19 protein-coding genes and 1 tRNA gene are annotated in these 18,715 nt (G+C 65.1%); 8 read left to right on the forward strand and 12 right to left on the reverse strand.

Going from position 1 to position 18,715, the window contains the following annotated elements; all coding sequences use genetic code 11:
- Complete coding sequence (locus AC1MGT_RS14380; RefSeq protein ID WP_499500748.1) at window positions 1-729, forward strand: alpha/beta fold hydrolase; 729 nt, start codon at window positions 1-3, stop codon at window positions 727-729.
- Here AC1MGT_RS14380 and uvsE read toward each other — a convergent pair.
- The 5 genes from uvsE to AC1MGT_RS14405 all read right to left on the reverse strand — a co-directional run bounded on the left by uvsE (window position 710) and on the right by AC1MGT_RS14405 (window position 3,733).
- Entirely contained in the window at window positions 710-1,624 is a 915-nt protein-coding gene (gene uvsE, locus AC1MGT_RS14385; RefSeq protein ID WP_499500749.1) for a UV DNA damage repair endonuclease UvsE, read from the reverse strand. The genes AC1MGT_RS14380 and uvsE overlap by 20 nt on opposite strands.
- Window positions 1,625-1,707: 83 nt before the next feature.
- Window positions 1,708-2,565: a CAP domain-containing protein gene (locus AC1MGT_RS14390; RefSeq protein WP_499500750.1), complete on the reverse strand. Its 858-nt coding sequence runs from the start codon at window positions 2,563-2,565 to the stop codon at window positions 1,708-1,710.
- Between the two features lie 22 nt (window positions 2,566-2,587).
- The gene (locus AC1MGT_RS14395) at window positions 2,588-3,172 is read right to left on the reverse strand and encodes a lipocalin family protein (RefSeq protein ID WP_499500751.1); all 585 of its coding nucleotides are present in this window, start codon (window positions 3,170-3,172) and stop codon (window positions 2,588-2,590) included.
- 80 nt (window positions 3,173-3,252) lie between these two features.
- A complete protein-coding gene (locus tag AC1MGT_RS14400) occupies window positions 3,253-3,594 on the reverse strand; it encodes a zinc ribbon domain-containing protein YjdM (RefSeq protein WP_482897238.1) in 342 nt (113 codons plus the stop codon).
- 63 nt (window positions 3,595-3,657) lie between these two features.
- Window positions 3,658-3,733: transfer RNA gene (locus AC1MGT_RS14405), tRNA-Phe, on the reverse strand.
- Window positions 3,734-3,907: 174 nt separating this feature from the next.
- Between AC1MGT_RS14405 and AC1MGT_RS14410 the strand changes: the two genes are divergently transcribed.
- From AC1MGT_RS14410 to AC1MGT_RS14430, 5 genes are all read left to right on the forward strand, one after another.
- The gene (locus AC1MGT_RS14410; RefSeq protein WP_499500752.1) at window positions 3,908-5,137 is read left to right on the forward strand and encodes an FAD-dependent monooxygenase; all 1,230 of its coding nucleotides are present in this window, start codon (window positions 3,908-3,910) and stop codon (window positions 5,135-5,137) included.
- A gap of 12 nt (window positions 5,138-5,149) precedes the next feature.
- Window positions 5,150-5,884: a DsbC family protein gene (locus AC1MGT_RS14415; protein WP_499500753.1), complete on the forward strand. Its 735-nt coding sequence runs from the start codon at window positions 5,150-5,152 to the stop codon at window positions 5,882-5,884.
- A 23-nt stretch (window positions 5,885-5,907) separates the two neighbouring features.
- Window positions 5,908-6,492: a nucleotidyltransferase family protein gene (locus AC1MGT_RS14420; protein WP_499504293.1), complete on the forward strand. Its 585-nt coding sequence runs from the start codon at window positions 5,908-5,910 to the stop codon at window positions 6,490-6,492.
- Window positions 6,493-6,543: 51 nt separating this feature from the next.
- Complete coding sequence (locus AC1MGT_RS14425) at window positions 6,544-8,364, forward strand: M61 family metallopeptidase (RefSeq protein ID WP_499500754.1); 1,821 nt, start codon at window positions 6,544-6,546, stop codon at window positions 8,362-8,364.
- 108 nt (window positions 8,365-8,472) lie between these two features.
- On the forward strand, window positions 8,473-9,798 hold the full coding sequence (locus AC1MGT_RS14430; protein WP_499500755.1) for an amidohydrolase: 1,326 nt from the start codon (window positions 8,473-8,475) through the stop codon (window positions 9,796-9,798).
- Window positions 9,799-9,834: 36 nt separating this feature from the next.
- On the opposite strand, the gene AC1MGT_RS14435 is transcribed toward AC1MGT_RS14430, so the two are convergent.
- Window positions 9,835-10,221, reverse strand: coding sequence for a Fur family transcriptional regulator (locus AC1MGT_RS14435; protein WP_499500756.1), 387 nt, complete (start codon window positions 10,219-10,221; stop codon window positions 9,835-9,837).
- Between the two features lie 163 nt (window positions 10,222-10,384).
- Here AC1MGT_RS14435 and AC1MGT_RS14440 point away from each other — a divergent pair, with 163 nt between their 5' ends.
- Both AC1MGT_RS14440 and AC1MGT_RS14445 read left to right on the forward strand, forming a co-directional pair.
- Entirely contained in the window at window positions 10,385-12,478 is a 2,094-nt protein-coding gene (locus AC1MGT_RS14440) for a TonB-dependent receptor domain-containing protein (RefSeq protein WP_499500757.1), read from the forward strand.
- Between the two features lie 154 nt (window positions 12,479-12,632).
- Window positions 12,633-13,097, forward strand: coding sequence for a MerC domain-containing protein (locus AC1MGT_RS14445; protein WP_499500758.1), 465 nt, complete (start codon window positions 12,633-12,635; stop codon window positions 13,095-13,097).
- Window positions 13,098-13,109: 12 nt separating this feature from the next.
- On the opposite strand, the gene trpC is transcribed toward AC1MGT_RS14445, so the two are convergent.
- From trpC to rpe, 6 genes are all read right to left on the reverse strand, one after another.
- Window positions 13,110-13,910 carry an indole-3-glycerol phosphate synthase TrpC gene (trpC, locus tag AC1MGT_RS14450; protein WP_499500759.1) on the reverse strand — a complete coding sequence of 267 codons (801 nt, stop codon included), beginning with the start codon at window positions 13,908-13,910 and terminating at the stop codon, window positions 13,110-13,112.
- Between the two features lie 16 nt (window positions 13,911-13,926).
- Window positions 13,927-14,964: an anthranilate phosphoribosyltransferase gene (gene trpD / locus AC1MGT_RS14455; protein ID WP_499500760.1), complete on the reverse strand. Its 1,038-nt coding sequence runs from the start codon at window positions 14,962-14,964 to the stop codon at window positions 13,927-13,929.
- A 68-nt stretch (window positions 14,965-15,032) separates the two neighbouring features.
- Entirely contained in the window at window positions 15,033-15,596 is a 564-nt protein-coding gene (locus AC1MGT_RS14460; protein ID WP_183553782.1) for an anthranilate synthase component II, read from the reverse strand.
- 1 nt (window position 15,597) lies between these two features.
- Window positions 15,598-17,094, reverse strand: a complete 1,497-nt coding sequence (gene trpE / locus AC1MGT_RS14465; protein ID WP_499500761.1) for an anthranilate synthase component I — start codon at window positions 17,092-17,094, stop codon at window positions 15,598-15,600.
- Window positions 17,095-17,293: 199 nt separating this feature from the next.
- Window positions 17,294-18,001 carry a phosphoglycolate phosphatase gene (locus tag AC1MGT_RS14470; RefSeq protein WP_499500762.1) on the reverse strand — a complete coding sequence of 236 codons (708 nt, stop codon included), beginning with the start codon at window positions 17,999-18,001 and terminating at the stop codon, window positions 17,294-17,296.
- Window positions 18,001-18,672 carry a ribulose-phosphate 3-epimerase gene (gene rpe, locus AC1MGT_RS14475; RefSeq protein ID WP_183553776.1) on the reverse strand — a complete coding sequence of 224 codons (672 nt, stop codon included), beginning with the start codon at window positions 18,670-18,672 and terminating at the stop codon, window positions 18,001-18,003. Before rpe ends, AC1MGT_RS14470 begins: the two co-directional genes overlap by 1 nt.
- Between the last annotated feature and the right edge of the window lie 43 nt (window positions 18,673-18,715).

Genomic DNA, 18,715 nt, shown 5'->3' on the forward strand with positions numbered 1-18,715 from the left:
ATGACGATCCTGCTGGTACCCGGCTACATGGCCGATGACACGTTGTGGGCCGACCTGCGCGCGCCGCTCGCGCCATTCGGCCCGCTCGTGCATGCCGACCTGCGCCACGACACGTCGCTCGAAGCAATGGCCGAGCGCGTGCTGCGCGATGCGCCGCCGTCGTTCATCCTCGTCGGCTTTTCGATGGGCGGCTATGTCGCGCGCGAGATCGTGCGCCAGGCGCCCGAACGGGTGGACGCGCTGGCACTGATCGCCAGCTCGACCCGGCCCGATACCGATGCGGTCAGGCAGGGCAAGCGCGTGGTGGCGCGCTCGGCACCGTCGGTGTCGTTCGCGGGCCTGAGCCGCACGGCGATCGCGACGTCGCTGCATCCTAAGAATGCGGACGATGAGGCGTTGATCGAGCGCGTGCGCCAGATGGGTGTGCGGCTGGGGGCGGCGGCGTTTCGCCACCAGTCGATGGTCGAGCGGCCCGGCGACCTGCATCTGCTGGACCAGATCCGCTGCCCGACGCTGATCGTCGCGGCCGGGCACGATCGCCTGCGCAGCCTGGAAGAATCGCAGGAACTGCATGCGGGGATTGCCGGCTCCACGTTTGCCGTCATCGAAGCCAGCGGCCACATGATTCCGATCGAAGCGCCGCAGGCGCTGGCGGATGTGCTGACGCCGTGGCTGGAAAGCGTGTCAGCCTTGCACGCTAGCGGAACGACTACGCCGCGGCGGGCGTGACTTTCTCGCACCAGCCGTGCAGGCCGCGGATCGCGTCTTCCTTGTGCTTGGCCTCGATCTCGATCCAAGGCGCCTGCAGGTAGGAAGACGGCATCACCGAAATCAGGTCGGAGTGCTGGCGGTCGTTGAAGCCTTCGCGGCCGTTCGAGATGTGCACCAGCTGGTGCGCGGGATCGGGCCAGGTGGCGCGCGCCTTTGCCAGCGTCTCGGCCACGCTCGGGTGATCGTAGCTGTCGAGCTTTTCATGAACGATGTGGTGGTGGGCGTCGAATACCATCGGCACGCCCGCACGCACGCACACGGCATGGATCTCGTCGGCGCTGTAGGCGTATTCATCGTTCTCCAGACACAGGCGGCTGCGGATCGCTTCGGGCAGTTCGGCGATGCGGGCCACCAGCTGGTCTTCGCGGTCGGATTTGCCGCCGTGGATTTCCAGCAGCGCCCAGGGCGAGCGCGGTTGCTCCAGCAAATCCATGATGTCGGCGTGCATCTGCAGGATCTTGACGCTGTTGGCGACGACGTTCTCCGAATCCGAGCTCAGTACCACGAACTGGTCGGGATGCATCACCAGCCGGATGCCACGTTCGGTCGCGCGCCGGCCCGAGCGGCCCAGGGTTTCCTTGAACTTCTGCAGGATCGCCAGGCCGAACGGCTCATCGGCGAACGGGAAGATCGACGACGGCATCCGGTACAGCCTGATGCCTTCGCGCTCGCAGTAGCGCAGCGCGTTGTCGAGCGTCTGGATATTGTCGCGGTAGATGTCTTCCAGCGCGCGCTGTTGGCCTTCTTCGGACAGGTCGAGCAGGCGCTTGCGCGTGATCGTGCGATACCGCACCTCTTTCGAGACGGTGATGCAGACAAGGCCGAGGTGTGGTTGCGTGGCGATCAGGGTCATGGTGCAGGCAAGTCTAGCCGAAGCAGCGTTGACGAAGAGCGCGCCTGGGTTCGGAACCAGGGTCGAAAGCGGGGCAGGGAACGTTATCGCGGCGTGCCGAACACCTGGGTCCAGTAGATGATGCCCGCCTGCCGTTCGGCCGTGACGCCGTAGGCTGCGCCCATCTCGGTGAAGTCCGCTTGCATGATATTGGCGCAGTGGCCCGGGCTGTCGATCCAGCCGTCGACCGCTTCCTGTGGCGAGTGCTGGCCGAAGGCGATGTTTTCGCCCAACCGGTGCCAGCGGTATCCGGCGCGCGTGGCGCGATCGGCCGGGTCGCTGCCGTCCTGTGCATAGTGGTTGAAGTAGCGGCGGGTCGCCATGTCGCGGCTGTGGGCCAGCGCGGCCTCGCCCAGCACTGCGTTCCACCGCAAGGGCGGCGCCGCCGCAAATGCGCGGTCGCCGCACATGCGGGCGCTGGCGCGTGCAAGATTGACGGCCTCAAGGATCGCGCGGCCGGCGTCGCGCCAGTCCGGGTAGGTGGTCGATGGCAAGGGCGGTGCCGGCCGCGCCAGCACGACGGTCCAGGTTGCACCCTCGCGGTAGCTGCCCACGGCCGAGAATTGTTCGCTGCGCAGCACCTTGCAGTACTTCTGCTGCAGCACCTTCATGGCGGCCACGGTATCTTCCGGACCGGTGACGTCAACGGAATCCGCGTTATCGACGGCGTAGCCGGCCTGCTCCAGTGCTGATTCGATGAAGGTCCCGAAGCCGATCCGGATCTGCGCCAGGGCCGGCTCGGCGATCAGCGGCGTCACGGGCTCGACCGGTGCGCCGTCGCAGTTGGCCGGGTTGGCGCGGTAGGCGTTGATCAGTGCTGCCAGCGGATCGGTACTAAGGGGCTGGGCCCAGGCTGGCGCGATCGATGTCAGCAGGCCGAGCCCGAACAGGGCAGCACGCATGACCGATCGCTTCACCGGCCTGTCACTGCCCGGCTTGCTGCGCCAGCGTGTGCGGGGTGAGCACGAGTTTCGAAGTGTCGAGTCCCTGGGCTTTCAGGCGCGCCAGCAAGGCGTTGTATTCGGCCGGGGCAACCTGGGGCGTGCGCGACAGGATCCACAGGTATTCGCGCTTGGGTTCGCTCACGGCGGAAAGCTGGTACTTGTTGTCCAGATCGATCACCCAGTAATCGCCCCACACCATCGGGATGAAGGACAGGATGGCCGGTGCGAAGCGCACCTCGAGCTTGGGCGACGTGGCCGCGCCCGGTTGGCGCGCGACGCCTTCGGCGGTATCGACCTTGCCGTCCGCCGTGCGGCAGCGGTTGATCACCTTGACCCGGCCGTCCTTGTCGAGGTTATAGGTCGCGCTGGTGTCGCCCACGCATTTTTTCTGGAACTCGTTCGGGAACTTGGCAATTTCGTACCAGACGCCCATATAGCGGGGCACCGCGAGCGATTCGATCGGCTGCAATGGCTTGGCGGCGTCAGCAGCCAATGCCGATCCGGCGCAGAGGCCAGACAGGGCGAGCGTGGCGCACGCGGCAAGGAACGATGGCTTGGCAAACATGGGAACCTCTTGTGATCTTCAAGGCTCACAGAATAATGACAAAACCGCCATGATGTCGCATGGTTTACAGCACCACGCCATCACACCTTGCGCACGAACTCCGTCTTCAGGCTCATGGCGCCGAAGCCATCGATCTTGCAATCGATATCGTGGTCGGCGTCGACCAGGCGGATGTTCTTGACCTTGGTGCCCTGCTTGATCACGCCGCCCGAACCCTTTGGCTTGAGGTCCTTGATCACGGTGACGGTGTCGCCGTCCTGGAGAATGTTGCCCGACGCATCTTTGTAGACACGCGCGGTCTCGGCGGCAGCGGCACCTGCGATCGGCCACTCGTGCGCGCATTCCGGGCAGACGTACTGGCCGGCGCCATCGTCATAGGTGTAGGCCGATTGGCAGAGGGGGCAGGGCGGAAGGGTATGCATGAGTGGCCTTGGAATGCAAAAACGCCACTCGGTGGTGGCGTTTTTTGCGTGTTGCTGAATTCTTGGTGGCCCGGGGCGGAATCGAACCACCGACACAAGGATTTTCAATCCTCTGCTCTACCAACTGAGCTACCAGGCCAAGAGAGGCACGATTATAGCCAGCGTTTTTCAGTTGCGCAAGTCCTCTTGCGCGCCCGGCCGCGCAAACATGGCCTGTGCGTCGTCGCCGGTTGTCTGCGCCTGTCCCGCTCACCTGCGCGGGTGCGGGCCCGCGGCCCGGCCCCCGGCACCGGCATATCGCTATAATGCCTCCATGACCACGCCCACGACCTCTACCATCCGGACCGACGTCTGCATCGTCGGCAATGGCGCCATCGCCAAGACGGCCGCCCTCGGCTTCGCCCAGGCCGGCCACAGCGTGACACTGCTGGCGCCGCCGGCCCGGCAGGTGCCTGCGGCTGCCACTGCACCGGCAGCCGAGCGACCGTGGGACGTGCGCGTGTATGCGCTCAATCACACGGCGCATGACCTGCTGTCCTCGCTGAAGGTATGGGACGCTCTCGACATGGCGCGCATCGCGCCGGTCGATGCGATGGACGTGCATGGTGACGGCGCCGATGGCGGCAGCCTGGGCTTCGATGCCTTCGGCGCCCGGGTCGGCACGCTCGCATGGATCGTCGAAGACCAGAACCTGAACGGCGCGCTCGATGCCGCGCTCCGCTTCGCGCACAATGTGCAGCGCGTGGAGGGGCGCGCCTGTGAACTCACCTGCAGCGACAGCGGCGCCGCCGTGCGCCTGGAAGACGGGCGGCGTGTCGAGTGCGCGCTGCTGGTCGGCGCGGACGGGCGCGAATCGTGGGTGCGCGGGCAGTGCGATATCGGCGTCGACTACCGCATGTATCACCAGAGCGCCATCGTCACCAACTTCGCCTGCGACAAGCCGCACCACGGCGTCGCGCACCAGTGGTTCACCGGATCGGACGGCATCATCGCGCTGCTGCCGCTGCCGGGCAACCGCGTCTCGCTCGTGTGGTCGGCGCCGGAAACGCTGGCCGCCACGCTGATGGAAGAGTCGCTGGGCGAGCTGGCGATCCGGCTGGGCGAATACGCCGACGACAAACTGGGTACGCTGCGCCCGTTGCAGCCCGACGCCGTGGCCGCCGTGCCGCTGGCGCTGATCAAGCCGCATGCGATGGTGGCGCCGCACGTGGCGCTGGTGGGCGACGCGGCGCACGCCGTGCATCCGCTGGCCGGCCATGGCATGAACCTGGGGTTTGGCGACATCGTCGACCTGCTGGCCATTGTGCGTGACCGCGAAGAGCGGCGCGCCATCGGCGACGAGCGGGTGCTGGCGCGCTATGCCCGCAAGCGCAAGGAAGAGGTGCTGCTGATGCAACTGGCCACCGACGGACTCGAACGCCTGTTCGGCGCGAACCTGGAACCGCTGCGCGTGGTCCGGAATATCGGCCTGAACCTGCTCAACAACATGCCGGCACTGAAGCGGCGCCTGATGGCCCATGCCATGGGCAAGTCATCAATCTGAGGAATTACAAGCATGCTTAAAATGAAGATCGCCGTCCTGCTGGCGACTGGCCTTCTCGCATCGTGCGTCGATGCGCAGACCAACGTCGAATCGACCATCAAGAAGGCGCTCGAGCCACGCCTGAGCGGCGCGAAGATCGAGTCGGTCAAGGAAACCCCGTATTCGGGCCTGTACGAAGTGCGCGTCGCGGGCGACATCCTGTACACCGACAAGAAGGGCGAGTACCTCGTCATCGGCCAGATCTACGACGTGAAAAGCTCGCGCAACCTGACGCGCGAACGTATCGATGAAGTCAACAAGATCAAGTTCTCCGACCTGCCGCTCGAGATGGCGCTCAAGCAGGTCAAGGGCAATGGCAAGCGCGTGATCGCAGTGTTCGAAGATCCGAACTGCGGCTACTGCAAGCGCCTGCGCCAGACCACGCTCAAGGAGATCGACAACGTCACGATCTACACCTTCATGTACAACATCCTGTCCGAGGATTCGTCGGTAAAGTCGAAGAACATCTGGTGCGCGTCCGACCGCAACAAGGCCTGGGATGACTGGATGATCGCCGGCAAGGTGCCGCCGGCCACGCCGGCCGCGTGCGAATCGCCGAACGAGAAGGTTCTCGCCCTGGGCCAGAAGCTGCGCATCACGGGCACGCCGGCGATCTTCTTCGCCGATGGCTCGCGCATCCCGGGCGCGATCGACCTCAAGGCGCTCGAAGGCAAGTTCGATTCGCTCGAAGGCAAGGCCGGGAAGTAACCGGCGTGCCGCCGCGCGAGGGCATCACGCTCACCGGCATCCTGCTGGCCGCAGGGCGCGGCCGGCGTTTCGATCCGGCCGGCGTGCGCAACAAGCTGCTTCAGCGTCTGCCGGGCGGCGATTTCGTCGTCGTGGCCAGCGCCCGCAAGCTGCTGGCGGTGCTGCCGCGCGTGGTGGCGGTGGTGCCACCACGCGATGGTGGCGTGGCCGATGCGCTGCGCGCGCTCGGTTGCACCGTCACCGTGTGCCCGGATGCCGACGGTGGCATGGGGCTGTCGCTGGCGCATGCGATCCGCCATGCGCCGCTCCCTGCACACGGCGCTGGCGGCTGGCTGGTGGCGCTGGGCGACATGCCGTTCGTGACTGAAGCCACGCTGCAGGCGCTGGTGCGCGCAATTGATGAAGGCGCCGGTATCGCGGCGCCGCTGTTCGATGGGCAGCGTGGCAATCCGGTCGCCTTTGGCGCCATCCACCACGACGCCTTGCTGGCGCTGGACGGCGACCAGGGTGCGCGGCGACTGCTCGCGAGCAGGCCGGTGACCACAGTCGCCGTGCCCGACCCCGGCATCCTGCGCGACATCGATACCCAAGGCGATCTGCCAGCCTGAATCCGCTTACACTATTGTCCATACGGCGCGACCCGAGACCAACCCCAGATCATGAAAAAGCCATCGCAAAAAAAACAGAGCGCAATTCACTACACCATCGTCCCGCGGGACCTGGCCGGTCACTTGTTCAACGTCACGCTGACGGTGGCCAATCCCGATCCTGACGGGCAGACCTTCGCGCTGCCGGCCTGGATCCCGGGCAGCTACATGATCCGCGAATTCGCGCGCAATATCGTGCGTATCCGCGCCGAGCGGGCCGGCGCCGCCGTGGCATTGACAAAGCTCGACAAGCACACATGGCGCGCAGCACCAGGCACCGGCCCGCTGACGCTGCACTACGAGGTATATGCGTGGGACCTGTCAGTGCGCGCCGCGCACCTGGACCAGACCCACGGCTTCTTCAACGGCACCAGCGTCTTCCTGCGCGTGGTGGGGCAGGAAGCGACGGCGCACCAGGTCGACATCCAGCGGCCGGCCGATGCGGCTGCACGCACCTGGCGCGTGGCGACCTCGATGAAAGAAGCAGGCGCCAAGCGCTACGGCTTTGGTACCTACGGCGCGGCCAACTACGATGAGCTGATCGACCACCCGGTCGAGATGGGCAACTTCGAACTGGCGACGTTCGAGGCGCACGGCATCCCGCACGACATCGTCATCACGGGCCGCGTGCCCAACCTGGACATGGCGCGCCTGCAGGCCGACCTGAAAGCCATCTGCGAAACCCAGATCGCCTTCTTCGAGCCATTGACCAAGCGCGCGCCGCTCGAGCGCTACGTGTTCATGACAATGGCCGTGGGCGATGGCTACGGTGGCCTGGAACACCGTGCCTCGACCGCGCTGATCTGCGCGCGCGCCGACCTGCCCACCACCGCAAACCAGAAACCCGGCGAGCCGGGCGAAGGCTATCTGCAGTTTTTGGGCCTGTGCAGCCACGAGTACTTCCATACCTGGAACGTCAAGCGCATCAAGCCGGCCGTGTTCGCGCCGTACGACCTGCAGGTCGAGAACTACACGCCGCTCCTGTGGCTGTTCGAAGGCTTCACCAGCTATTACGACGACCTGATGCTGGTGCGCGCCGGGATCATTGGCGAAACGACGTATTTCAAGCTGCAGGCCAAATCCATGTGCGGCGTGCTGCGCGGCAGCGGGCGCCTGAAGCAGAGCGTGGCCGAGTCGAGCTTTGACGCCTGGAGCAAGTACTACCGCCAGGACGAGAACTCGCCCAATGCGATCATCAGCTACTACACCAAGGGTTCGCTGATTGCGCTGGCATTCGACCTGACGATCCGCGCCAAGACGGGCGGGGCGAAGTCGCTCGACGACGTGATGCTGGCGCTGTGGGACCGTTACGGCCGTGACTTTTATCCGAGCGTCGGGCGCGGCGTGACCGAACACGAAGTCGAAGCGCTGTTCGATGAAGTCAGCGGCCTGAAACTGAGGAACCTGTTCGAGCGCTACGTGCGCGGCGTCGAAGACCTGCCGCTGGCCAAGCTGTACGCGCCGTTCGGCGTCAAGCTGATCGATGAACGCAAGACCGGCAAGGCGTCGCTTGACGCCGGCATCGGACGCGATCCGCTGGGCGCCAAGCTCACGCAAGTGCACGAAGGCGGCGCCGCGCACCTGGCGGGATTGTCGGCGCTCGACGTGGTCATTGCCATCGACGGCCTGCGCGTCAATGGCAATCCATCGAATGTCGATGCGCTGCTGGCGCGCTATCGTGTCGGCGACCGCGTACCCGTCCACGCGTTCCGGCGCGACGAACTGATGGCGTTCGACGTCACGCTGCAGGGCGACCGGGTGCCGGTGATCACGCTGTCCCAGGTAGTGGCGGGGCGCAAGCCGGCAGTGCTCAAGCGGCCGAGCGCCGTCTAGCCGCACCGGGCGGCGGGCATGACCCGCCGCCCGTATCGCATCGCATTGGATCGTAGCGCAATGCAGCATGCTATCGTTGTGGCCTGTTCAACACGACCGCAAGAGCCCATGCCGATCCTGACCCGCATCGCCGTCGCAGCCTGTGCGCCGCTCCTGGCACTGTCCGCAACCTCCGCCCTGGCCCAACCGGCCGCTCCGCTCAAGAACGACGTCGTCACGCGCGTGGACGCCATGTATCCGTGGCTCGACACGATCTACAAGGACTTGCACGCGCATCCCGAGATCGCCTTCCAGGAAGTGCGCACCGCCGGCAAGCTGGCCGCCGAGATGCGCAAACTCGGCTTCACCGTCACCGAGAAGGTCGGCAAGACCGGCATCGTCGCGGTGCTCAAGAACGGCGCCGGGCCTACGGTCCTGGTGCGCACCGACATGGATGGCTTGCCGATGGAAGAAAAAACCGGCCTGCCGTACGCCAGCCGCGCCCGCACGACCAGCGAAGGCCGCGACAGCTTCGTGACCCACAGCTGCGGCCACGACATCCACATGACCAGCTGGCTCGCCACCGCGCGCACGCTGGTCGAACTGAAAGGGCAGTGGAAGGGCACGCTCGTGTTCATCGGTCAGCCGGCCGAAGAAATCGTCTCGGGCGCCAAGGCGATGCTGGACGACGGCCTGTTCAAGCGCTTCCCGAAACCCGATTACGCGTTCGCGCTGCATTCGTGGCCGCTGGCGCACGGCACGATCGGCTACAACGACGGCCCGGTGTCATCCAATTCCGACTCGCTCGAGATCACCTTCAAGGGCCGTGGTGGCCATGGTTCGGCGCCCGACAAGACCGTCGATCCGATCGCCATCGCGGCGCGCTTCGTCGTCGATGTGCAGACGGTCGTCAGCCGCGAGAAGGACCCGAAGGAATTCGGCGTCGTCACGATTGGCTCGATCCAGGGCGGCACGGTGGGCAACATCATCCCCGACAGCGTGCAAGTGCGCGGCACCATTCGCTCATACAGCCCGCAGGTACGGGCCAAGCTGCTCGAGGGCGTGCGCCGCGTGGCGGAAGGATCGGCCGCAATGGCGGGCGCACCGAAGCCCGAGATGCAGATCGGCGGCGGTGGCCAGGCCATCGTCAACAGCACGGAACTGGTCAACAAGACCGAGGTGGTGTTCAAGGAAGCGTTCGGCGCGGACAAGGCCCATCGCATGCCGGCCATGACGGCCAGCGAAGACTTTTCGCTGTACGCCAACGAAGGCGTGCCGTCGATGTTCTTCTTTACTGGCGTGTATGACCCGAAGGATGTCGCCGCGGCCGAACAGGCCGGCGGCAAGCCGATCGCGTTCAACCACTCGCCGTTCTACGCGCCAGTGCCGGAGCCGTCGATCAAGACGAGCGCCCAGGCGATGACGCTGGCGGTGCTGAACGTGCTCGGTAAATAAGATGCATGGCGCGGCCCGTCACGGGCCGCGCTGCTGTTACGGTGCGGCCTTGATGCAATCGGCGCAGCGGCCGTACAGCGTCAGTTCGTGGCGCTCGACGCTGAAGCCTTTCGGGGCCATGTGGTCGATGTCGCCCGGGCAGGCGTGCACGTCGAACACCCGCTGGCAGTTGGTGCACTGGAAGTGGTGGTGATGGTGTTCGGCCACGCTGGTCGATTCGTAGCGGGCGCCATCGCCCGGCAGCGTGACGACCTTCAGCGCGCCGTCGTCCACCAGCGACTTGAGGTTGCGGTAGATCGTGGCCATGCCGATCTGGCTGACAGACTGGCTGGCTTCGGCCAGGATCTCTTGTGGCGACAGTGGACGGCGTGCATGCTCGATCGCGTGCAGGATGACTGATTTTTGGCGTGTATTGCGTTGCATAGCCGAAGAATACCCGAAAGCGCGGCCCTTCGGCCAGAAGGGGGTTGAATCCTTATTGATAATGGCCTATCATCTCGACGTTAATGATAATGGTTTATCACTAGACGCATCCGCGCCCGGTGATTTTCCGCCTGCCGTTCATCTCATCATCAAGGATTTCACCATGTCGCATTTCACCTGCAAGCGCACGCCACTGACCCTGGCGCTGATGCTGGCCTTCGGCGCGCCGCTGGCCGTCCATGCCCAGACGACCGGCCGCATGGCGGCCGATCCGGACAGCGTGCCAACCGTGGTGGTGTCGGCCAGCGCCCTGGGCGTGGTACACGACGACATGATCACGCCGGTCACCTCGCTCGGCGGCGCCGAACTGGTACGCGCGCGCGAATCGACGCTGGGCGAAACGCTGGCGCACCAGCCGGGCATCACGTCGAGCCACTTCGGCGCCGGCGCCAGCCGCCCGGTGATCCGCGGCATGGACGGTCCGCGCGTGAAAATCCTGTCGGATGGCGCCGAGATCCAGGATGCCTCGACCATCAGCCCCGATCACGCCGTTGCGTTCGAGCCCGTGCTGGCCGAGCGCATCGAAGTGCTGCGCGGCCCGTCGGCGCTGGCCTATGGCGGCGGCGCGGTGGGCGGCGTCGTCAACATCATCGACCGCAAGGTGCCGACCGCGATGCCGGAAAACGGCCTGGAAGGCAGCGCCGAAATCCGCGCCAATTCAGCGGCGCGCGAAAAGACCGGCGCATTCGAATTCACCACGGCGGCCGGCAGCAACGTCGCGCTGCACCTGGAAGGCGTCAAGCGCGATGCGGGCGACTACCGTGTCGGCAAGGACTGGGTCGATGGCCGCCGCGTGCTGGGCAGCTACAAGGAAGGCGAGACCGGCACGGTCGGCCTGTCGTGGATCGGCAAGAACGGCTACCTTGGCGCGGCCTTCACGAAAGAGCGCACCGAGTACGGCATCCCGGGCCATAACCACGAATTTGAAGGCTGCCATCCGCATGGCGTCCAGCTGCACTGCGGCGGTCATGAAGAGGAAGAGGGCCACGACCACGAGGAAGAAGGTCATGACCACGAGGAAGAGCACAGCGACGTCCCGGTCGTGAAACTCGACAGCGAGCGCTGGGACGTGCGCGGCGAGTACCGCAATCCGGTGGCGGGCATCGAGCGTGTGCGCATGCGCGCCTCGTTCACCGAGTATGTCCACGACGAGCTGGAAGAGAACGTGGTCTCGACGTCGTTCCGCAACAAGGGGATTGATGCCCGCCTCGAGGCGGTGCACGCACCGATTGCCGGCGTGCGCGGCGTGTTCGGCCTGCAGACCACGCGCCGCGATTTCTCGGCGCTGGGCGAAGAAGCGTACGTGCCGCCGACCCTCACCAAAAAGCATGCGGCGTTCCTGACCGAGGAATACAAGCTGCAGGACTGGCGCTTCGAGGCCGGCCTGCGCCACGAGTGGCAGGACATCGAGGTCGATGCTCCGGGCCTGGTCAATACCGATGCGCGCGGCACGTCGGCGTCGGTTGGCGCGGTGTGGAAGCTCACCCCGGGCTATTCGCTGGGCACGTCGCTCTCGCGCAGCCATCGCCTGCCGACTGCCGAGGAACTGTATGCGGATGGCGCCCACCTGGCCACGGCCACCTACGAGATCGGCAACCAGGACCTGGACAAGGAAACCTCGAACAACGTCGATCTCACGCTGCGCAAGTTTGACGGCGACACGACGTTCTCGGTGAGCGCGTTCCGCAACAAGGTCGACAACTACATCTATGCGCGCACGCTGGACAGCGAGGATGGCTTCCAGCTGGTCCAGTACACGCAGCGTGACGCGTTGTTTACCGGCGTGGAAGGCGAACTTCGCCAGAAACTGTCGTCCAACCTGAGTGCGACCGTGTTCGGCGATTATGTGCGCGCCCGTTTCGATAGTGGCGACGGCAGCCGCAACTTGCCGCGCATCCCGGCCAGCCGCATCGGCGTGAAGTTCGATGGCGACTGGAACGGCTGGCATGGCATGGTCGAGCTGTACCGCGTCGGCAAGCAGGACAAGCTGGCCGAGTACGAGACCGAAACGGGTGGCTACAACATGCTCAATGTCGGCACCCATTACTCGACCCGCATCGGCGGCGTGCCGACGCAGTTCTATGCGCGCCTGAACAACCTGACCGACGAGCTGGCGTTCAGCCACACGTCGTTCATCAAGAATGCGGCGCCCCTTACGGGCCGCAATATCACGGCAGGGATTCGCGTGATGTTCTGACGTTGATCGCAGGGCCTACAGCGGCGCACGGCAGATTCTGCCGTGCGCCGTTTGTCGTTTGGGCTCTGATATCGCACGCACGATTCGTCATGCGCGTTGAATCGCTAACGATAATGGGTTATCATTATATTCTAATGATGATGGGAACAGGGCCATGAACCACCCAGGCAAGAACGCTCTGACCAAAACTGCACTGATCAAATTCGGCGACATCGCTGGCATGACGGCATCCGTCCTGTGCCTGCTGCATTGCCTGGCGATGCCGCTCGTGATCCTGGCGTTTCCAATGCTGGGCCTCGCCCACGCGCACGACACGTTCCATGACACGCTGATCGCAGCGATCACGCTGCCGGTGCTGCTGGCGCTGGTGCCCGGCTATCTGCGGCACCGCGACAAGACGACGCTGCTGGTCGGCTGCGCGGGCTTGGTGCTGTTTCTGGCGGCCGTGTTCATTGTCAGTCCGCTGCTGGGCGAGCATGCCGAAGCGGCCGTCGCGGTCCTCAGTGGTTTCATGCTGCTGTACGCGCACCTGCGCAATCGCCGGTTCTGCAAGCGCTGCACGACGCGTGCGCAGCATGACGGCTGCCATGCGGCGCCTGCGCCGTGCAATTCACGTTAAGCGTTCGATTTTTCAGGCGAACAGGCGCGCCAGTTCCTGGCCCGGATTTTCGGCGCGCATGAAGGCTTCGCCAACGAGGAAGGCGTGCACGTTGGCGTCGCGCATGCGCTGTACGTCCTGCGGGCCGAGGATGCCCGATTCGGTCACCACCAGGCGCTCTGGCGGAATCGCTTGCAGCAGGCCGAGCGTGGTGTCGAGCGTGACATCGAACGTGCGCAGGTTGCGGTTGTTGATGCCCACCAGCGGCGTGCGCAATTGCAGGGCCGCGTCGAGTTCTGCGCCATCGTGCACTTCGACCAGCACGTCCATCCCCAGCTCCAGTGCGCACGCTTCCAGTTCGGCCATCAGGCCATGGTCCAGCGCTGCCACGATCAACAGGATCGCATCGGCGCCCATCGCGCGCGCTTCATAGACCTGGTACAGGTCGACAATGAAATCCTTGCGCAGGATCGGCAGGTCGCAAGCAGCGCGTGCCTGACGCAAGTACTCGCTCGAACCCTGGAAGAAATTCACATCGGTCAGCACCGACAGGCATGCGGCGCCATGTTCGGCGTAGCTCTGCGCAATCGCGGCCGGCTGGAAGTCGGCGCGCAGCACGCCCTTCGATGGCGAGGCTTTCTTGACTTCGGCGATCACGCCGGCCTGGCCTGCGGCGATTTTCGCGCGCAAGGCTTGCTCGAAGCCGCGCAGGCTGCGGCGTGCATCGCCATCGCTTTCCACCTCATTGCGCAGGCTGTACAGATCGCGGTGCTTGCGCGCGGCGGCCACTTCGTCGGCCTTTACGGCCAGGATCTTGTCGAGGATGTCGGACATGCTGGTGCTTTCGGTATCAGTTGGCCGCGCCGAGCTGGCGCGTGACCTGGACGAACTGTTCGAGCTTGGCGACCGCCGCGCCCGAGGCGATGGCGGCGCGCGCCTGCTCCAGGCCCGCGCCGATCGAGTCGGCCACGCCGGCGGCGTACAGCGCGGTGCCGGCGTTGAGCGCGACGATGTCGTGCGCCGGACCGGGCTCGCCGCGCAGGGCTTCGAGCACGCGTGCCTTGGATTCTTCGGCGTTGGCCACTTTCAGGTTGCGGCTCGAGACCATTTGCAGCCCGAAGTCTTCCGGGTGGATTTCGTATTCGCGGATCTCGCCGTTGACCAGTTCGCCGACGATGGTGCCGGCGCCGAGCGAGACCTCGTCCATATTGTCGCGGCCCCAGACCACGACCGCATGCTGGGCGCCGAGGCGCTGCAGCACGCGCACCTGGATGCCGACCAGGTCGGGGTGGAACACGCCCATCAGGATGTTCGGCGCGCCGGCCGGATTGGTCAGCGGGCCCAGGATGTTGAAGATGCTGCGCACGCCGAGCTCGCGCCGCACTGGCGCCACGTGCTTCATCGCCGCGTGGTGGTTCGGTGCGAACATGAAGCCGATCCCGGTCTGCGCGATCGATTGCGCGATCTGTTCGGGCGTCAGGTCGATGTGGGCGCCGAAGGCTTCGATCAGGTCGGCGCTGCCGGACGATGACGAGACGCTGCGGCCACCGTGTTTGGCCACACGCGCGCCGGCGGCGGCAGCGACGAACATCGCCGCGCTCGAGATATTGAAGGTGTTGGCGCCATCGCCGCCGGTGCCAACGATGTCGAGCAGGCCGGTGGTGTCGGCCATTGGCACCTTGGTCGAGAACTCGCGCATCACTTGCGCGGCGGCGGTGATTTCGCCGATGGTTTCTTTTTTCACGCGCAGGCCGACGGTCAGCGCCGCGACCATGGTCGGCGACATCTCGCCCGACATGATCTGGCGGAACAGCGACAGCATCTCGTCGTGGAAGATTTCGCGGTGTTCGATACAGCGCAGCAGCGCTTCTTGTGGGGTGATCGCCATGATGGGTCCAGTATGCAAACGTGGTTTGGGCATGGCGCCGCCGGATGCGGCGCGCATGCATGGGCGCATCAGCGCGTCAGGAAGTTCTTCAGCAGCGCGTGGCCGTGCTCGGACAGGATCGACTCGGGGTGGAACTGCACGCCCTCGATGTCGAACGTCTTGTGGCGCACGCCCATGATCTCGCCGTCGTCGGTCCATGCGGTCACTTCGAGGCAGGCCGGCAATGAGGCACGTTCGATTGCGAGCGAGTGGTAGCGGATCACGGTGTAGGGGCTCGGCAGGTCCTGGAACACGCCTTCGCCGATGTGCGCGATGGTCGACGTTTTGCCGTGCATGACCTGCTTGGCGCGAATGACCTTGCCACCGAACGCTTCGCCGATGGCCTGGTGGCCGAGGCACACGCCCAGGATGGGCAGCTTGCCGCCGAATTCGCGCAGTACGTCGAGCGAGATGCCGGCATCCTTCGGCGCCTTCGGGCCCGGCGAGATGCAGATGCGGTCGGGCTTCATGGCCGCGATCTCTTCGAGCGTGATCTCGTCGTTGCGCACGGTGCGCACGTCTTCACCCAGTTCGCCGAAGTACTGCACGATGTTGTAGGTGAACGAGTCGTAGTTGTCGATCATGAGCAGCATGTCAGAACTCTCCATCCAGGCCATCTTGCACTTGCTCGGCCGCGCGCAGTACGGCGCGCGCCTTGTGTTCGGTCTCTTGCCATTCCATCTCGGGGATCGAATCGGCGACGATGCCGGCGGCGGCCTGCACGTACAGGTTACCGTCCTTGATCACGCCGGTGCGGATCGCGATCGCCACGTCCATCTCGCCGCCGAAACTCAGGTAGCCGCAGGCGCCGCCGTAGATGCCGCGCTTGACTGGCTCCAGCTCGTCAATCACTTCCATCGCCCGCACCTTCGGCGCGCCCGTCAGGGTGCCGGCCGGGAAGGTCGCGCGCAGCACGTCGAGGTTCGACATGCCGTCTTTCAGCGTGCCTTCGACGTTCGAGACGATGTGCTGCACGTGCGAGTATTTTTCGATGACCATGCGGTCGGTGACCTTGACGCTGCCGGTATCGGCGATGCGGCCGATGTCGTTGCGCGCCAGGTCGATCAGCATCACGTGTTCGGCCACTTCCTTTGGATCGGCCAGCAGTTCGGCCGCCAGTGCGGCGTCGCGTTCCGGCGTCGCGCCGCGCCCGCGCGTGCCGGCGATCGGGCGCAGCGTGACCTTGCGGCCGCCTTCAGGCAGCGTCTCGTTGCGCACCAAGATCTCGGGCGACGAGCCGACGATCTGCATGTCGCCGAAGTTGTAGTAGTACATGTACGGCGACGGATTCAGCGAACGCAGCGAGCGATACAGCGACAGCGGCGAATCGACATACGGCTTGCGGATGCGCTGGCCGATCTGCACCTGCATCAGGTCACCGGCCATCACGTATTCGTGGGCCTTGGCGACGGCCTTCAGGTAATCCTCTTTGCTGAAGTCGCGTACCGATTCGGTCCGCACCGAGGCCGACGTGACCGGCGCGTCGACGCTCCGGCGCAGCATCATGCGCAGGTCTTTCAGGCGCTGGCGGCCGCGCGAATACGCTTCGGGCTGGCCCGGGTCGGCGTACACGATCAGGTACAGCTTGCCCGACAGGTTGTCGATCACCGCCAGTTCTTCGGTCACCATCAGCTGGATGTCGGGCAGGCCCAGTTCATCGCGCGGGGTGCTCGCGGCCAGCTTGTGCTCGATATGGCGCACCGTGTCGTAGCCGAAGTAGCCGGCCAGGCCACCGCAGAAGCGCGGCAGGCCAGGGCGCAGCGCGACCTTGAAGCGGGCCTGGAATTGCTCGATGAAGTCGAGCGGATTGCCTTCGTGCGACTCGATGACTTCGCCGTTTTTCACGATCTCGGTCAGGTTGCCGGTCGTGCGCAGCAGCGTGTGGGCCGGCAGGCCGATGAACGAGTAGCGGCCAAAGCGTTCACCGCCGACCACCGATTCGAGCAGGAAGGTGTTCTTGCCGGTGTTCTGCGATTGCGCCAGCTTGAGGTACAGCGTGAGCGGGGTTTCGAGGTCGGCGAAGGCTTCCGCGATCAGGGGGATGCGGTTGTAGCCCTGGTTTGCCAGGGACTTGAATTCGAGTTCGGTCATGTTTTCTCCAGACCGCCACGGGGGAAGAGGGCGGTGGTGTGCTTCAAAAAACCCGCCGGTGGCGCGCAGTCGCACGCACACCCGGCAGCAATCGGTACGGCTTAGTCAGCCCAGGATTGCCAGCGTCGCCAGACCCAGGCCTCAGGGGCGCCGGTTTGGTTGACAGTGAGTTTTTTGGTGAAAAACATGGTGAGAGAAGTTAGTTGGTTAAGCTGGCCGTTGCATTGTGCGCGCCGATGCGGCGTGCTGCATCCAGCAGCGAATCCACTATACCATCGGATTGAATTTCTTGTACAGGACGGCCGTGGTTGTAGCCGTACGGTACCGTCAGGACGAAACAGCCGGCCGCGCGGGCGCTTTCGGCATCGTTCGATGAGTCGCCGATGGCCACCACCTGCGCTGGCGGGATGTCCAGCGCAGCGCAGGCGCCCAGCATCGGCATGGCGTCCGGTTTCTTTTTGGCGAACGAGTCGCCGCCGAACACGTGCTCGAAATAGGGCGCGAGGCCTTTCTGGGCCAGCAGCGGCAGCGCGAACGCAAGCGGCTTGTTGGTCACGCAGACCAGGCGCAGGCCCAGCGCCTGCATCGCCGCCAGGCCATCCTGCACGCCGTCGTACAGCGTGCTGCGATCGCCATTGATGGACAGGTAATGCCGCTGGTAGCCGGCCATCGCGTCGGCATAAACCGCATCGACCCGCGCGGCATCCCAGTCGAGCAGCAGCGCGTCGCGCACCAGTTTTTCGGAGCCCTTGCCGACCAGCGGCTTGATGATGGCCTGGCTGATGGGCGCCAGGCCGAGGTCGTGGCGCATGCCGTTCAGCGCCGCCTCGAAGTCGGGCACCGTGTCGAGCATGGTGCCGTCGAGGTCGATGATGACGGCCCGGATACCTGCTGCGCCGGCCCGCATCAGCGCGCGACCGTGGCCAGTTCGGCGCGCATGGCGTCGATCACGGCTTTGTAGTCAGGCTTGCCGAAGATGGCCGAGCCGGCCACGAACGTGTCGGCGCCGGCAGCGGCGGCCGCCGCGATGTTTTCGGCCTTGATGCCGCCGTCGACTTCGAGCAGGATGTCGCGGCCCGACTCGTCGATCAGGCGGCGCGCGATGGCGATTTTCTTCAGTGCTTCGGGGATGAACGACTGGCCGCCGAAGCCCGGGTTGACGGACATGATCAGGATCATGTCGATCTTGTCCATCACGTGCTCGAGGTAATGCATCGGCGTGCCCGGATTGAATACCAGGCCGGCCTTGCAGCCGTGATCGCGGATCAGCTGGAGCGTGCGGTCGATGTGCTCCGACGCTTCCGGGTGGAAGGTGATGATGTTGGCGCCGGCCTTGGCGAAATCGGGAATGATGCGGTCGACCGGCTTGACCATCAGGTGCACGTCGATCGGCACGTCCACGTGCGGGCGGATCGCCTGGCAGACGAGCGGGCCGATGGTCAGGTTCGGGACGTAATGGTTGTCCATCACGTCGAAGTGGATGATGTCGGCGCCAGCGGCAACGACATTGCGCACTTCTTCGCCAAGGCGGGCGAAATCGGCGGACAGGATGCTGGGAGCGATGCGGTAGGTGGTCATGGGGCGACGGTGCGTGTTTTGATGGGAATCCGCTATTCTACGC

The organism is Telluria sp. BA11 (assembly GCF_056680305.1).

Bases quoted from the DNA above. Each gene is read 5' to 3' on its own strand.
- AC1MGT_RS14380 (WP_499500748.1), top strand. From the start codon at position 1: ATGACGATCCTGCTGGTACCCGGCTACATGGCCGATGACACGTTGTGG.
- uvsE (WP_499500749.1), bottom strand. From the start codon at position 1,624: ATGACCCTGATCGCCACGCAACCACACCTCGGCCTTGTCTGCATCACC.
- AC1MGT_RS14390 (WP_499500750.1), bottom strand. From the start codon at position 2,565: ATGCGTGCTGCCCTGTTCGGGCTCGGCCTGCTGACATCGATCGCGCCA.
- AC1MGT_RS14395 (WP_499500751.1), bottom strand. From the start codon at position 3,172: ATGTTTGCCAAGCCATCGTTCCTTGCCGCGTGCGCCACGCTCGCCCTG.
- AC1MGT_RS14400 (WP_482897238.1), bottom strand. From the start codon at position 3,594: ATGCATACCCTTCCGCCCTGCCCCCTCTGCCAATCGGCCTACACCTAT.
- AC1MGT_RS14410 (WP_499500752.1), top strand. From the start codon at position 3,908: ATGACCACGCCCACGACCTCTACCATCCGGACCGACGTCTGCATCGTC.
- AC1MGT_RS14415 (WP_499500753.1), top strand. From the start codon at position 5,150: ATGCTTAAAATGAAGATCGCCGTCCTGCTGGCGACTGGCCTTCTCGCA.
- AC1MGT_RS14425 (WP_499500754.1), top strand. From the start codon at position 6,544: ATGAAAAAGCCATCGCAAAAAAAACAGAGCGCAATTCACTACACCATC.
- AC1MGT_RS14430 (WP_499500755.1), top strand. From the start codon at position 8,473: ATGCCGATCCTGACCCGCATCGCCGTCGCAGCCTGTGCGCCGCTCCTG.
- AC1MGT_RS14435 (WP_499500756.1), bottom strand. From the start codon at position 10,221: ATGCAACGCAATACACGCCAAAAATCAGTCATCCTGCACGCGATCGAG.
- AC1MGT_RS14440 (WP_499500757.1), top strand. From the start codon at position 10,385: ATGTCGCATTTCACCTGCAAGCGCACGCCACTGACCCTGGCGCTGATG.
- AC1MGT_RS14445 (WP_499500758.1), top strand. From the start codon at position 12,633: ATGAACCACCCAGGCAAGAACGCTCTGACCAAAACTGCACTGATCAAA.
- trpC (WP_499500759.1), bottom strand. From the start codon at position 13,910: ATGTCCGACATCCTCGACAAGATCCTGGCCGTAAAGGCCGACGAAGTG.
- trpD (WP_499500760.1), bottom strand. From the start codon at position 14,964: ATGGCGATCACCCCACAAGAAGCGCTGCTGCGCTGTATCGAACACCGC.
- AC1MGT_RS14460 (WP_183553782.1), bottom strand. From the start codon at position 15,596: ATGCTGCTCATGATCGACAACTACGACTCGTTCACCTACAACATCGTG.
- trpE (WP_499500761.1), bottom strand. From the start codon at position 17,094: ATGACCGAACTCGAATTCAAGTCCCTGGCAAACCAGGGCTACAACCGC.
- AC1MGT_RS14470 (WP_499500762.1), bottom strand. From the start codon at position 18,001: ATGCGGGCCGGCGCAGCAGGTATCCGGGCCGTCATCATCGACCTCGAC.
- rpe (WP_183553776.1), bottom strand. From the start codon at position 18,672: ATGACCACCTACCGCATCGCTCCCAGCATCCTGTCCGCCGATTTCGCC.